The sequence below is a fragment of the endosymbiont of unidentified scaly snail isolate Monju genome (assembly GCF_000801295.1).
Taxonomy (GTDB): Bacteria; Pseudomonadota; Gammaproteobacteria; order Chromatiales; family Chromatiaceae; genus MONJU.
Genome location: NZ_AP012978.1, coordinates 799,378 through 813,481, shown reverse-complemented (window position 1 = coordinate 813,481; position 14,104 = coordinate 799,378). Strand labels below are relative to the sequence as shown.

Genomic DNA, 14,104 nt, shown 5'->3' with positions numbered 1-14,104 from the left:
CACGAATTCACCACGACTACCGCTGGCAACCCAGGCGTCGCGACCTGAATGACTCCTCAGCCCCCCGGGTTATTCCATTGGTTCCCGGGAAGCGCCCGCACAATTGCGGGATTCCTTGAAATCACTATACTTTCCCACAAATAAAACAATATGAGACATAGGGATATGCTACGGACCGCCTTATCGCCTGAGGGCAAGGAGTACTTGGATATTCCACAGCCGCTGATCGCCCGACACCCCGACGCCATTGTCAACGTCCGGGAACTGCGTTCATGGCTGGAGGAACTTCCGCCCACCAATCCTAAGTACACCATCCAACAGCTGCAACGCCAGCTGGCCTTTCTGGTGCGCGACCCTCAGCCGGCCCGCCGTTACGAAGAACTCCTCCGCTGCTATCACGAGCCGGTAGCCACCCTGCAGACGCAGGCGCTGGACGCCCTGGGCACCCAACCAGTGGCCCGCACACGCAACCAGCGCGATCTGCTGGAACCCTTTCCCGGCCTGCTGCAGGAGAACTGGCCAGCGCGCACATGCGCGCCGCGCAGATGCGTCTGTCCGACGGCAAGCCGCCAAACCCGTCCGATCTGCATGCCGCCCTGCTGATGCTGGGGCGTATCATCCAGCACAACATGATCGAACACCAGATGCTGCGCCCCACCATCTGGCGCCAGATGGTGCAACTCTACAACGTAGCGGAACGCCACGACCTCGGCCAGGTGACTTGCGAAAGCCCGCTCTGCCTGACTCGCGACCCGGCAACCGCAAACGGCGCCTTCTTCAGCGCGCTGGTGCTTCTGCTGTCCGACCCCCACCGGCACTCGGTGCGCTGCATTCAGCAACTGGTGCGGGAGCTGCCCGGGGCCGTGGACGCCCTGCGTCTGTCCCGCGAGACGAAGGACCGCTACCGCATCCCGGTGGACCTGTCGGGCGAGAGCACGCCGCTGGAGTTCTCGCGGCGGCCAACGAACCAAGGCCAGGCCCGCAAGGTCTATCTGCATGGGCTCAACGCCATGTTGCAGAAACTGCCGGCCGAAGAGGACGAGCCACGCCCCTGCCGGCTGCGCCACTGGCTCGCCGCCGACCTGGGAGGCCTGATCGCCGGCCGACGCGAACGCCGGCACCCGCGGCAGATCCGCAATGCCGACTACCACTTCATCCAGGGCTTCGAGGCCGTGCATCAACGGCTGACGGAACTCCAGTCGGGACGCGAGCAACTGGAATACACCGGGGAGCCGCCGTCCGGCGGCATCCCCTGCCGCCAGAACGACGCCTCTTTCGGCGGGGCCAGTTTCCTGCTGCCGGCCCGGGTTCCCATTCCCGAACCCGGCGAATGGCTGCTGTTCGAACTCGACTACCCGCCAGGAAGCCAGGAGCACAGCGGTTTCGTGGCGCAGATGCGGCGACGCCTGGTGGACGACAACCGATATCAGTACATCGGCGTCGAGCGCCTGGTCGGACACGTGACCCCCGTCACTCTGGGCAGCACGAGACAACCGGCGCTGCTCAATGCCGACCGCTCGCACAGCCATTTCCAGCTGATCGCTCCACTGGGGCACTTCACCGGGGAAGGCACGATCGAAACGCTCGAAGGCATCAACAAGCATTACCAGGTACGTCACGAGCGTCGGGCGGCCCAGTTCCCGGACACCGAGATCATCCACGTCTCGTTGCTCGACTGAGCGCGGCCTCACTGCCGCGCCCTGCCTCGCGGGTGCTAACATAGCGCCTGTTTACCACCCGGGAGACGAGGCACCGATGAGCATTCGCATCTACCACAATCCCCGTTGCAGCAAATCCCGCCAGACCCTGCAACTGCTGCAGGAACGCGGCATCGAGCCCGAGATCATCAAGTACCTGGAGACCCCGCCCAGCGAGGACGAGTTGCGCCGGATTCTCGACATGCTGGGCCTGCGCCCGCGCGACCTGATGCGCAAGCGCGAGCCCGAGTACAAGGCCTCGGGTGCGGATGATCCCTCCCTGTCCGACGACGAACTGATCGCGCTGATGGTGAAATACCCGAAGCTGATCGAGCGCCCCATCGTGGTCCATGACGGCAAGGCGGCCCTGGGCCGTCCGCCGGAACAGATACTGGAGATCCTCTGATGGCCCATGTGCTCATCCTCTACTACAGCCGCTACGGTGCCACCGCCGAGATGGCCCGCCAGGTTGCGCGCGGCGTCGAGGCCGGCGGGCTGGAAGCCCGCCAGCGCACCGTGCCGCCGGTCTCCGCCGAGCACGAGGCCGTCGCGCCGCCGGTGCCGGACGAGGGCGCACCCTATGTCACCGAGGCAGACATGCGCGAATGCGCCGCTCTGGCACTGGGGAGTCCAACCCGCTTCGGCAACATGGCCGCGCCCCTGAAGTACTTCATCGACAGCACCAGCGCCCTGTGGATGGACGGCACGCTGACCGGCAAGCCAGGCGCGGTGTTCACCTCCACCGGCAGCCTGCACGGCGGCCAGGAGACCACCCTGCTGAGCATGATGCTCCCGCTGCTGCACCACGGCATGCTGCTCGTCGGCCTACCGTACTCCGAGCCCGAGCTGATGACCACCCGCGAGGGCGGCACGCCCTACGGCCCCTCGCACCTGGCCGGCCCCGACAGCAACCTGCCGCTGAGCGAAACCGAGGCGAGTCTCTGCCAGGCCCTGGGACGGCGCCTGGCCGAACTGGCACGGCGCCTGGGCGGCGACCCATGAACCAGGTCGGCGTGGCCCGCGGCCTCTCGCTCGCCTGCTACCTGGGGCTGATCGTCTTCGGCATGGCCTGGGCGATCCGCCTGGGCGGGCTGCCGCGCAACCAGATCTCGCTCACCCTGCTGGTACTGGTCGCCCCCCTGCTGATCCCCTTGCGCGGCATCCTGCACGGGCGCAATCGGGCCATGATCTGGGGCAGCCTGGCCGCGCTGATCCCGCTGCTGCACGGGGCACCATCGGCTGGAGCACAGACTGGCCGGCCCGCGGCTGGGGCTGGCTGGAGTTCGGCCTGGCGGTGAGCTACATCGTGGCCGGCAGCTACTTCATTCGCTGGCGGGCGCAGACATCGCAATGAGCCGCCAGCTGCCATTGGGGCTGGAGCTGCGTTGCCCCACCCGTCTCGAAGACTACATCGCCGGCGACGACGGCCAGGTGCTGGCGCTGCTCGCCGCGCAGCGCGATGGCAGCGGCGAGGCACAGCTCTACCTGAGCGGTCCACCACACAGCGGTCGCAGCCACCTGCTGATGGGCCAGTGCACGGCCGCCCGCGAGGCCGGGCTGATGCCGGTCTACCTGCCGGCCGCCGAGCATGCGCAACTCGCCCCCGAAATGCTCGAGGGACTGGAGCGCTTCGACCTGATCGCCATCGACGACGTGGACAGCCTCGCCGGCCTCGCGGACTGGGAACGGGCGCTGTTCGCACTCTACAACCGGGCGCGCGACCGTGGCTGTCGCCTGCTGTTCTCCGCCAGGGCCGCGGCAGCACGCGCCGGCTTCATCCTGCCCGATCTGCGCACCCGCCTGGGCTGGGGCCTGAACTACCACCTCAAGCCGCTGGACGATGCACAACGTGAACACCTGCTGCGCCAGCTCGCGGCACGGCACGGCCTGGAGCTGCCGCCCGAGGTCGCGCGCTACCTGCTGAGCCGCTGCCCGCGCGACACCGGCGAACTGGCGGCACTGATCGAACGCCTGGACCGCGAATCCCTGGCCGAACAACGGCGCCTGAGTATCCCCTTCGTGCGCGAGCGGCTGTCCGTCTGAGTTCGCGGCAAGGATGTTCACCTGCAGGAGGCCCGTCCTCGGGCCGAACATTCGCGGCAGGGACGCCGCTCCCACGGGTAGGAGGCCCGTCCTCGGGCCGAATGTTCACGGCGGGGACGCCGCTCTCACAGGACGCCCGCCTACGATTCGCTGCCCTGGTACACGCCGCTGGCGCGCCAGGTCTCGAGCAGGTGGCGCAGCAGCACCATGGCCACCGCCGCCACCGGCAGGGCGAGCAGGATGCCGAAGAAGCCATAGAGCTGGCCACCGGCCATTACCGCGAAGATCACCGCCACCGGGTGCAGACCGATGCGCTCACCCACCAGCCGCGGGGTCAGCACCGTGCCTTCGATTACCTGCCCGATCACGAACACGGCCACCACCCAGGGCAGCTCGCCCACCTCCTGGAACTGGAGGATGGCCGCCACGCCGGCCACCAGTACACCGAGGATCAGGCCCAGGTAAGGCACGAAACTCACCATGCCGGCAAACATGCCGATGAGCAGGGCGAAATCCAGCCCCACCAGCCACAACCCGGTGGTATAGATGACACCGAGCGCGAACATCACCGCCACCTGTCCCCGCAGAAAGGCGCCCAGCACCTCGTCGGATTCGCGCGCCAGGCGACTGATCAGCGCCACTCGCCCACGCGGCAACAAGGCCTGGACGGCGGTCACCAGATCGTCCCAGTCACGCAGCAGGTAGAAGGTGAGTACCTGCACCAGCAGCAGGTTGACCAGCCAGTCGAGCAACACCAGTCCCGAGGCACTGACCGACTGCCATACACCTGCCAGCAGGCCGCCGGCGCTCTGCCAGTGTGCCGCAATCGCCTTGCGCAACACCTCGGGCTCGAACACCGGCCCCTCGGCACCAGTCCAGCGCGCCAGCCAGGGTTCGAGGTGCGCCTTCAGCCAGGCCGCGTACTGCGGCAGCTTCTGCGCCAGGTGCACCAACTGTGACTCGATGCGTGGCACCAGAATCAGCAGCAGCAGGAACAGCCCACCCAGGATCACGCAGAACACCAGGGTCACCGCCAGGCTACGCGGTACGCGACGCGCCTCGAGGCGGTCGACCAGCGGATCGCCCAGGTAGGCCAGCAGGGCACTGACGATGAAGGGTGTGAGGATGGGCGAGAGCAGGTACAGCAGCCAGCCGCCGAAGGCCAGCCAGAGCACCCCCCAGAGTCGCCTATTCTCCATGCGATGCTCCATCCCGGGCATGACGCCGCAGCGCCGCGCGCCGGGTCCATTCACGCACATAACCCGCCCCGCTGAAGAAGACGGTCAACGCCACCGCGCCCATCAACACGTGCAACAACCAGTCCGCCACCGGCGTGATCCCCAGGTGCACCACGCCCAGCGCAGCCAACACGATCTGCAGAAAGGTATTGAGCTTGCTCACCGGACTGGGTTCGGGGACAAAGCGCTCGATCCACGAGTTGTAGACGATGCCGCCACCGATGATGAGCACATCGCGCGCCAGTACCCACAGCACCAGCCAGCCAGGGAATACGCCCAGCCACCACAGGCAGAGAAAGGTGGAAACCAGCAGGAACTTGTCGGCCAGGGCATCGAGAATGCCTCCGAGACGGCTGGCCCAGCCGAACTGCTTGGCCAGAAAACCGTCCACCGCGTCCGACACCCCGGCCACCAGGAACAGGCCGATGGCCAGTTCGAGGCGTCGATCCAGCAGGGCCCAGACGATGGGCACCACCAGCACCATGCGCAGCGCGCTGATCAGGTTGGGCAGGTGACGCAGGGGCGACGCCGGGCGCAGCATCAGCGCCCTCCCGTGAACCGATAGCTACGTACCACCGCCAGGCCCGGTACGGCGGGACGCCGGGGCTGTTCCAGCTCGGCCTCGATGCCCGGCAGGGCCTCGAGCACGGATGCCGCGTCGAGCTGCCGCAGCAGGACCTCCTGGGCGGCGGCACGCAGCCCCAGCACCAGGGAACTGCCATCGGCCTCGCGCAGGTGGACGCCTTGCAAATCGGGCTCGGAGGCCAGCCAGCGCATCAGTTCGCCATAGACGGTCAGGCTGTCCACGTCCTCGATGCGCACCAGCACCTCCTCGCCGGTCCCTTCCGTCTGCGGCTGGTGCCGCGCCAGCAGGCGCTCCTGCAAGGCGTCGATACCGGCGCGCAACACCCCGATACGATCCTCGCCCCGGGTCTCGAAATGCTCGACGGCCCCACCGTCCCACAGGCTCCAGTCGGCGGCCCACTGCCCGTCGGGCGATGTCCGCAGCCGACCGGTCAGGACCAGGTCGTGCGGATAGCGCGCCGAGGCCTCGCGGATGGCCGCCGCATAATCGGCCCACAGATCCGCGGACGTCAGGGTGGACTGATCCTGAAGATCCATCAGGGGGAATTGCAGCGGGGTGCCGAAGCGCGAGGCCTCGCGGCGCAAGGCCTCGTGCAGCGCCGGATCCTCGGCCGGGTTGAGCAGTTGGCGCTGCGCGCCCTGCTCCTCGGCCAGCCAGAGCAACACCCGGGGACGCCGGCCGTGCCACACCGGCACCCCCTGCTCACGCAGCAGACGCTCCAGCGCACCGGGGTCGAAGCGGGCCCACAGGAGGCGTCCCGCGGGCGCCTCGCCGTTTTCCTGCGTCTGGGGCGGCGCCAGGTAGCGAAACTGTTGTACCAGCGAAGAGGCCCGGGCGAGCACCGCCTCGGCGGCCCCGCCGCGGCCCACGCTCTCGCGACCGCTCAGGCGTTCGAGCACCTGCCCCAGGATCTGGCGCAAACCTTCGGCCCGCGCCTGTGGTCCCTCGTCGGCCACCAGGACCTGGCCACTGTACAGGTCAGCCTCTTCTTGCGCCCAGGCGCCTGCCGACACCACCATCCACGCCGCCAGCAACAGCCACTTGCCAATTGTCGATTTCATGGCGCGAAAGTGTAACAGGATGGCCGATGGCGCGAAAAATGGGGGCTCTTCCAGGTGCGGCCTGCCGGGGCAGAGGGTAAAATCGCCGCCCAATCTTTCCCCCTCCGCGGAGTCCGCCTTGAGCGACAGCAACACACCTTCCAACGACGCCACCGGCCTGAGTTATGCCCAGGCCGGAGTGGACATCGACGCCGGCAATGCGCTCGTCGAACGCATCAAGCCCATCGTCAAACGCACCTTCCGTCCCGGTGTGCTCACCGGCCTGGGCGGTTTCGGCGCCCTGTTCGAGATCCCGAAAGGCTTCAGCGAACCTGTGCTGGTCTCGGGCACCGACGGGGTGGGCACCAAGCTGAAACTGGCCATGCAGCTGGGACGCCACGACAGCATCGGCATCGACCTGGTGGCAATGTGCGTCAACGACATCGTTGTCACCGGCGCCGAACCGCTGTTCTTCCTCGACTACTACGCCACCGGCCGCCTGGACCTGGACGTGGCCACGGCGGTGGTCGAGGGCATTGCACGCGGCTGCGAACTGGCCGGCTGCGCGCTCACCGGCGGCGAGACCGCGGAGATGCCCGGCATGTACGAGGGCAGCGACTATGACCTGGCCGGCTTTGCCGTGGGCATCGTCGAGAAGTCGCGTATCCTGCAGGCCGACAAGGTGCAGGTGGGCGACGTGCTGCTGGGCCTGGCCTCTTCCGGTCCGCATTCCAACGGCTATTCGCTGATCCGCAAGGTGATCGAGGTGAGCGGCGCCGACCTGGACCAGGCCTTCGACGGCCGCACCCTGGGCGAGGCCCTGCTGGCACCGACCCGCATCTATGTAAAATCGCTGCTGGCACTGCTCGGACAGGTGGAAGTGCACGCCCTGGCGCACATCACCGGCGGCGGGCTCACCGAGAACCTGCCGCGCGTGCTGCCGGCCCACTCGAAGGCCGTCATCGAACGTTCCGCCTGGACCCTGCCCCCGGTGTTCGCCTGGTTGCAGGAACAGGGCCGCATCGACCCGCCCGAGATGCTGCGCACCTTCAACTGCGGCATCGGCATGGTGGTCTGCGTGCCGGAGGCGGCGGCCGAGGCGGCCAGCGAGCAGCTGCGCGCACAGGGCGAGACGGTGATCCCCCTCGGCCGCATCGAAAACGCCGAAACCGATACCCCCTTCGTGGAATACGCATGAGTGGACACGAGCGACTGCGCCTGGTGGTGCTGATCTCGGGCAGTGGCAGCAACCTGCAGGCCATCATCGACGCCTGCGCCGACGGTACCATCGAAGGCGAGGTGGTCGCGGTGATCAGCAACCGCCCCGATGCCTACGGGCTGGAGCGCGCACGCCGCGCCGGCATCCCCGCCGAAGTGCTGGATCACACCGGCTTTGCCGACCGCGAGGCCTTCGACCGTGCGCTGATCGAGCACATCGACGCCTACCAGCCCGACCTGGTGGTACTGGCCGGCTTCATGCGCATCCTCACCCCGGCCTTCGTGCAGCACTACAGCGGACGCCTGCTCAACATCCACCCTTCGCTGCTGCCCGACTTCCAGGGCCTGCACACCCACCGCCGCGCGCTGGAGGCCGGGCGCACCGTACACGGCGCCAGTGTGCACTTCGTGACCGAGGAACTGGACGGCGGGCCGGTGATCCTGCAGGCCGAGGTGCCCATACTGCCCGGCGACGACGAGCAGACCCTGGCCGCGCGCGTGCTCGAACAGGAACACCGTATCTACCCGACGGTGATCCAGTGGTTCGCGGAAGGAAGGCTGCGCCTGGACCCGACGCACGGCGTGCTGCTCGACGGCGACCGGCTACCCGAACCGGTGCGCTGGCCGGCCGCTCAGTCCTGACTGATGCGGCTGGCGACCGGCCCCGACTGGTCGCGATACTTGGCGTCCTTGCGCTTGGTATAGGGCCGCTCGGCCGGACCGCTCAGGGTCTCGAAACTCATGGCACCGATCGCCATGCCGGGGCGCAATGCCAGCGGCAGCTTGCCCGAATTGAAGAACTCCAGCACGATGTTGCCGCTCCAGCCCGGGTCGATGCGGTGCGCGGTCACGTGCACCATCAGTCCCAGGCGCGCCAGGCTGGAGCGCCCGTCCAGCCAGCCCACCAGGTCGTCCGGCAAGGTGATCGACTCCAGGGTGATGCCCAGCGCCAGCTCGCCCGGGTGCAGCACGAAACGCTCGCCCTCGCCCACCACGATCTCGTCGCTCATCACCTTCTCGACCGCGGCATTCACTTCCTCGCGCGAACCGGAGAGGTCGATGTAGGGCGTCTGGTGCGAGCTGAACACCCGGAAACGGTCGCCCAGGCGCAAGTCCACACTCACACCGCTGATGCGGCTGACGTCGGGACGGGGGTCGAGCCGGATGCGTCCGGCATCCAGCGCAGCAATGATGTCGCGGTCGCAGAGTCTCATGGCCTGTTGCAAACCCGAAAATCAGGCGCGCAGTCTAGCATGCCCACACCGCCCGCCGCCTCGCGAAACAGGAAAGCCCCCTCCCCCGAAGGATGTAGAAGGCCCGCCCCTGATCCGTACACCCTGGCAGGGTCAGCGGCCCCGTCAGGATATCAGCGTGGAGCACTGCCTCTGGAGGAGAGGGTCGGAGTGCGGAGACAAAAGAAAACTTGCTTCATTCAAACCACCCTAAAGTCACACCGCCCGATGCCGTTACGGAAGACAATTCCGGTCCATGGCAGGGCTTTCCCCGGGGCGCACCTTTGCTAGGATGCGAATCCTGTTCCCGCCCGATGGGCCAACCGAAGAATCACCAGATGAACCAGATGAACAAGGGAAACACCATGAAGCCATACGCCACGGAGACCCCCACCCACGACACCCCCCGGCCAGGACGCCGCCGGCACCTGTTCTGGGCACTGCTCCCGACCCTGTTCCCCGGTCTGGCCCTGGCCTCGGCCGGCGGCGACGGCATGAACTTCACCAGCCACTGGGCCGGGTATCTCTCGGTGGGCATCTTCATCCTGGCCTACGCCCTGGTGATCGGCGAGGAATCGCTGCACCTGCGCAAGTCCAAGCCGGTGATCGTCGCTGCCGGCATCATCTGGACCCTGGTGGCCATCGTGTTTTCCCAGGCGGGCGACACCCATACCGCCGAGGAGGCGGTGCGCCACAACCTGCTGGAATTCGCCGAGCTGTTCCTGTTCCTGCTGGCGGCGATGACCTACATCAACACCATGGAGGAGCGCGGAGTCTTCGACACCCTGCGCATCTGGCTGATCTCGCGAGGATTCTCGCTGCGTACCATCTACTGGCTGACCGGCCTGCTGGCGTTCTTCATCTCGCCGGTGGCCGACAACCTGACCACTGCCCTGCTGATGGCCACCGTGGCCATGGCCGTGGGCGGCAGCAATCACCGCTTCGTGGTAGTGGCCTGCATCAACATCGTGGTCGCCGCCAACGCCGGTGGCGCCTTCTCGCCTTTCGGTGACATCACCACCCTGATGGTCTGGCAGAAGGGCATGGTCGCCTTCCACGAGTTCTTCGCCCTGTTCATCCCCTCGGTGGTGAACTGGCTGGTGCCCGCGGCCATCATGTCGGTGGTGGTCTCCAAGGAACAGCCCGAACCGGTGCAGGCAGGCGAAGCCCCGCTCAAGCACGGCGCCTGGGTGGTGGTCGGCCTGTTCGTGCTGACCATCGTCATGGCCGTCTCGGCCCACAACTTCCTGCACATGCCGCCGGTGCTGGGCATGATGACCGGCCTGGGCTTCCTGAAGTTCTACGGCTACTACCTCAAGCGCCGCGGCTCGCGTATCGAGGAACGCGAGCACCCGGGCGAACAGGGTCTGGGCATCGAGGGCGAACCCGAGGCACCCACCGCCCACGACCGCGGCGACGCGCATTTCAACATCTTCCACGCCATGGAACGCGCCGAGTGGGACACCCTGATGTTCTTCTACGGCATCATCCTGTGCGTCGGCGGCCTGGGCACCCTGGGCTACCTGGGACTGGTCTCCGAACTCATGTACACCGACCTGGGCGCAACCACCGCCAACATCCTGGTCGGTGTGCTCTCGGCCATCGTGGACAACATCCCGGTGATGTTCGCCGTACTGGCCATGGGGCCGGACATGTCGCACGGCCAGTGGCTGCTGGTCACCCTCACCGCTGGCGTGGGCGGTTCCCTGCTGTCCATCGGCTCCGCCGCCGGCGTGGCCGTCATGGGCCAGGCCCGCGGCATCTACACCTTCTTCGCCCACATGAAATGGACCTGGGCCATCGCCCTGGGCTACATCGCCAGCATCTGGGTGCACTTCGTGCTCAACGAGCACCTGTTCCACGTGGCGGGGCCGGTGATGGATTGACCGGGAGATCCCGCCCCTCGTGACGGGGCCAGGGCAGCGTCTCGCAACCGCTGCCCTAGCCCCTTTTCGTACTCATGAGTCTTTCCTCTTCGTATTAAGCACACGTAGCCATCACCGGTGGGAATGTAGCGTAGCGGAATTTCCGTCCGTGTGCATGGCATTGTTAGTCAAATTATCTATAGACCGTTCCACCCAACAATATCCTACGGTCACTCGAATCAAGCACCTGACTTTTTCGGATATCTACACCACTCTCCACCAGTATTTGTTTCATCCATGTCAGTTCAGGAGCTACAAGTTGCACTGTGTATTGGCACACTTTTCCGTTCAGTACACCAGAGTAGGAGATTCGAACCTTTCCTTCGCGGTAGGAGGAGCATATATCCATAAACCCATCACTTCCCTCATAAATCCTGTTCACTAGTCCATCAGGGTACTCAGCCTTGCTCACTTCGGCATCGATGACCTCAAATGCCACAGCCCCCCCACCATATACCTGCCCTACTAAAGATCTAATGCGCTTCGAAACTTCTGTTATATCCTTTGCTTGTTGAACGAGGGAATACATCGCGAGGATTCGAGTACACCAGGGTCCTTTATCACAACGAAATCCATCACCCCACTGTACTGATACTCGGTTATCGTCGTAAAATCGGTGTTTGAGCAATTCGACAGCTGCCCTGTCACAGTTGATCAAAACTAACTCTTCCACACTACGCTTAAGCACCGCAGCTGCATGATTACCAGTTCCTGCGCCCACCTCGACCACAACTCCATTGAGTCCTCCGAGTTGTTTCCGCAATAAATCGGCTTCGACTTCATATGCGGAGCCGCGATCAAATATTTTTTCAAAGAAGTCGTAATACCAAGATGGATGCATCATTTAAACCGCAGTGCCTCATGGTAAGCACGGAAGTAGCTGATCACATCTTTGTCGAGAATACGGAACGCGGGCTGCTCGATTCCATGAACACGTGACGTTGCCCACCCTATCCATAGTTCTGGGTTCCTGGCCGCATACTCAATAATCGTAAAGTTCAAAAAGCACGACACCTGCGGATCAAGAGAATAATAGGAATACTGCCCCTGACTTCTGGGCTGGCCAGCGATGTTTTGCAACTTCTTGGCCTCAGAGTCGAAATTCGGGCTTACCAAATCTACCATCATTGCTCCATTCTTGATCGCTGAATGCAGCGCCTGATGGTATGTCTTGTGTGCGTTATCTCCTGATCGAACACCATCCCTAGAGACTCTCGTGTTGAAAGTCACTTTAGCACCTGACAGGCGGTGACTTAACTCGACAAGGGCCTCATCTGATGTTCTGAAACGTGTTATCAAGGTGACTGATGGGAAAGAGCGTCCCAGTCTGTTCACCTCTTCGCTTATTGCCAGTTCCGTGCCACTCAAGCGAGATTCGAGAGCAACTCGCCCCCCCTAGCAACAACAGCACAGCGAGCCCTAGCGCCCCGAAGCCTACATTCACCGGGTCGTTCCCGACTAATCCCCAAAGGTCATTGCGAATGCCCACGACTAGTCCAGCACCGCTAATGGCCAAACTGCTCAAGTTTATGAATAATTCTCGTCCCTTCATAGGGATTCCCTTGTTCGGAATAAAGGCTGGTCTCGCAGCAATGTCCGCCCAATCTCAGTGAGAGAAAATAAATCACAATGCCACTCAGAAAGGCGGTCGCGTGTGGTCATATCGATAACATCCGGCGAACGGAGGATATGGATCAGCCCCCGCTGGTTTGGGTAGATTCCAGAAATCGCCTGAGCAAGGAAATCAGGCGACCACCGAAGGTGCAGATGATCCCGCAGGAGTTCGACTAGAGTGAATCGAAGTGCGTACCAGAATAGCCGGGTGATCAGCCTTTTGGGAATTAGCGTCGGGAGCTCGGAAAGATATACGGCACCTGAGGTGGCTGTCGCCCCATATGCTCGAAGATGCACCTCCGGACATGAAGCTCTAATCTGTTCCTGGTTTTTCCGGTACCGTTCCGCCAGATCCGCATATCTTTCACGTCCCCCCGCTAGAAATCTGCCTGTTTCGTAAAGATTTGCTGTGAACGACGGAAGTTCCCAAAACGAAAGGTGGCGGATGGTAGGATAGAAAAGAAGGTGGAGCACGGGTACGTTTGTCGGCACGTATCCACAATGATCCTGTTTTGTGATAATTGTTCTCTGCTCAATGCAGCCAATTGAGTCTGCAGCCAGACTAATAAAGGTATGCAGGTTCTGTACTGCACATTGAGCACCCTCCCCCTGTCCCACGACCACCACGTCTAGATCTTTTCCTCGCAGGCTACCGATTAGAGCGACGTCCATGCCTGCAGAGCTAAGAACTGATACCCATTTCTCAAATCCTTCGTTTATGGGGTTCATGCTCAAGCATATTCTCCAGATTGTTTCGGTGATCCATGGCTAACGGCATAGCTCACTGGCGGCAATGAAGCGCGGCGGAATTGCCGTCCAGTGGAGTGACTTGTTAGCTGCGATTTTCACTAAGCACACCCATTTTTCGTAGCTCTCTCAAGAGATTCACGATTTCATTTTTTAGCTTAAAATGCCCTTCTTTCAATACCTTGGCATATTCAACTAATGACGCATAATGTAATACTGCCTGTTGTTTATGAATATCTTGTTATGTTTCTTGATAAACTTTGTCTGCAAATTCAAATTTACCAACGAGATCATTATTTAACCTGAATGAATCGACCATTCCTTTTGCTAGGGTGTATGTAGTAATAATACTTTTCCTCAAGTCATTATCTGGTATACGACCGATTAGAAAGCTATTGCCGTTGTATACGGTAAAAAAATCACTTACAAGCGGATAATAGAAAGCAAGAGCTTCGCCTTCTTTTAGCGACTCAAGTTTTGAGCCCATGGTTTCTTGATGCCGTTCGTATATAGTCTCAACTTCATCGTGAATAGCTTGCAACAAACCATTTATCAATTTCTCTTCATTCTCTTCAGCATGTCGTTTCTGATGCTGGTATGATCTGTTTGTTGCAAGAATCGCAAAAAAGCCAGTGATCGCTCCGCCAATTACCGCGCCAGTGATTGCTGACCAAAAAGTAACTGAGCTAAAGTCCAATTTTCTCTCCTTATGCAGCTAACGATCTGGTAACAGGCGCGACGACGGGAGCGTCCTTGTTGACCCC

The 14,104-nt window shown here is 62.8% G+C and carries 16 protein-coding genes; 9 read left to right on the top strand and 7 right to left on the bottom strand.

The features are described from left to right. Window positions 1–204 precede the first annotated feature (204 nt). From EBS_RS03880 to hda, 6 genes are all read left to right on the top strand, one after another. Window positions 205–603, top strand: a complete 399-nt coding sequence (locus EBS_RS03880) for a hypothetical protein (RefSeq protein WP_043107439.1) — start codon at window positions 205–207, stop codon at window positions 601–603. Then, on the top strand, window positions 531–1,679 hold the full coding sequence (locus EBS_RS03875; RefSeq protein ID WP_043107437.1) for a hypothetical protein: 1,149 nt from the start codon (window positions 531–533) through the stop codon (window positions 1,677–1,679). The genes EBS_RS03880 and EBS_RS03875 overlap by 73 nt, the downstream gene beginning before the upstream one ends. Window positions 1,680–1,755: 76 nt before the next feature. After that, window positions 1,756–2,103 (top strand): arsenate reductase (glutaredoxin), encoded by a 348-nt coding sequence (gene arsC, locus EBS_RS03870; protein ID WP_043107436.1) that lies wholly within the window; start codon window positions 1,756–1,758, stop codon window positions 2,101–2,103. Continuing rightward, entirely contained in the window at window positions 2,103–2,699 is a 597-nt protein-coding gene (gene wrbA, locus EBS_RS03865; protein ID WP_043107435.1) for an NAD(P)H:quinone oxidoreductase, read from the top strand. The genes arsC and wrbA overlap by 1 nt, the downstream gene beginning before the upstream one ends. Continuing rightward, a complete protein-coding gene (locus EBS_RS03860; RefSeq protein WP_052199272.1) occupies window positions 2,696–2,995 on the top strand; it encodes a DUF2069 domain-containing protein in 300 nt (99 codons plus the stop codon). Before wrbA ends, EBS_RS03860 begins: the two co-directional genes overlap by 4 nt. 52 nt (window positions 2,996–3,047) lie before the next feature. Beyond that, window positions 3,048–3,740: a DnaA regulatory inactivator Hda gene (gene hda / locus EBS_RS03855; protein WP_043107433.1), complete on the top strand. Its 693-nt coding sequence runs from the start codon at window positions 3,048–3,050 to the stop codon at window positions 3,738–3,740. A gap of 140 nt (window positions 3,741–3,880) precedes the next feature. On the opposite strand, the gene EBS_RS03850 is transcribed toward hda, so the two are convergent. Genes EBS_RS03850 through EBS_RS03840 form a run of 3 tightly spaced genes read right to left on the bottom strand, consistent with a single transcriptional unit; the run spans window position 3,881 to window position 6,625 of the window. Continuing rightward, window positions 3,881–4,939: an AI-2E family transporter gene (locus EBS_RS03850; RefSeq protein WP_043107432.1), complete on the bottom strand. Its 1,059-nt coding sequence runs from the start codon at window positions 4,937–4,939 to the stop codon at window positions 3,881–3,883. Beyond that, on the bottom strand, window positions 4,929–5,519 hold the full coding sequence (locus EBS_RS03845) for a CDP-alcohol phosphatidyltransferase family protein (protein WP_043107430.1): 591 nt from the start codon (window positions 5,517–5,519) through the stop codon (window positions 4,929–4,931). The genes EBS_RS03850 and EBS_RS03845 overlap by 11 nt, the downstream gene beginning before the upstream one ends. Beyond that, entirely contained in the window at window positions 5,519–6,625 is a 1,107-nt protein-coding gene (locus EBS_RS03840; protein WP_052199271.1) for a DUF2066 domain-containing protein, read from the bottom strand. Before EBS_RS03840 ends, EBS_RS03845 begins: the two co-directional genes overlap by 1 nt. 118 nt (window positions 6,626–6,743) lie before the next feature. Here EBS_RS03840 and purM point away from each other — a divergent pair, with 118 nt between their 5' ends. Continuing rightward, the gene (gene purM / locus EBS_RS03830) at window positions 6,744–7,802 is read left to right on the top strand and encodes a phosphoribosylformylglycinamidine cyclo-ligase (protein ID WP_043107422.1); all 1,059 of its coding nucleotides are present in this window, start codon (window positions 6,744–6,746) and stop codon (window positions 7,800–7,802) included. After that, on the top strand, window positions 7,799–8,464 hold the full coding sequence (gene purN / locus EBS_RS03825; protein ID WP_043107421.1) for a phosphoribosylglycinamide formyltransferase: 666 nt from the start codon (window positions 7,799–7,801) through the stop codon (window positions 8,462–8,464). Before purM ends, purN begins: the two co-directional genes overlap by 4 nt. On the opposite strand, the gene dcd is transcribed toward purN, so the two are convergent. Continuing rightward, on the bottom strand, window positions 8,455–9,036 hold the full coding sequence (gene dcd, locus EBS_RS03820; RefSeq protein ID WP_043107420.1) for a dCTP deaminase: 582 nt from the start codon (window positions 9,034–9,036) through the stop codon (window positions 8,455–8,457). The genes purN and dcd overlap by 10 nt on opposite strands. 383 nt (window positions 9,037–9,419) lie before the next feature. Here dcd and nhaD point away from each other — a divergent pair, with 383 nt between their 5' ends. Further along, window positions 9,420–10,940, top strand: a complete 1,521-nt coding sequence (gene nhaD / locus EBS_RS03815; RefSeq protein ID WP_081999987.1) for a sodium:proton antiporter NhaD — start codon at window positions 9,420–9,422, stop codon at window positions 10,938–10,940. 172 nt (window positions 10,941–11,112) lie between these two features. On the opposite strand, the gene EBS_RS13870 is transcribed toward nhaD, so the two are convergent. The 3 genes from EBS_RS13870 to EBS_RS13465 form a co-directional block, all read right to left on the bottom strand. Continuing rightward, the gene (locus EBS_RS13870; RefSeq protein WP_148307640.1) at window positions 11,113–11,823 is read right to left on the bottom strand and encodes a class I SAM-dependent methyltransferase; all 711 of its coding nucleotides are present in this window, start codon (window positions 11,821–11,823) and stop codon (window positions 11,113–11,115) included. After that, window positions 11,820–12,347 (bottom strand): hypothetical protein, encoded by a 528-nt coding sequence (locus EBS_RS13865; RefSeq protein ID WP_148307639.1) that lies wholly within the window; start codon window positions 12,345–12,347, stop codon window positions 11,820–11,822. Before EBS_RS13865 ends, EBS_RS13870 begins: the two co-directional genes overlap by 4 nt. Window positions 12,348–13,581: 1,234 nt before the next feature. After that, entirely contained in the window at window positions 13,582–14,037 is a 456-nt protein-coding gene (locus tag EBS_RS13465; protein WP_231892840.1) for a hypothetical protein, read from the bottom strand. Window positions 14,038–14,104: the final 67 nt, after the last annotated feature.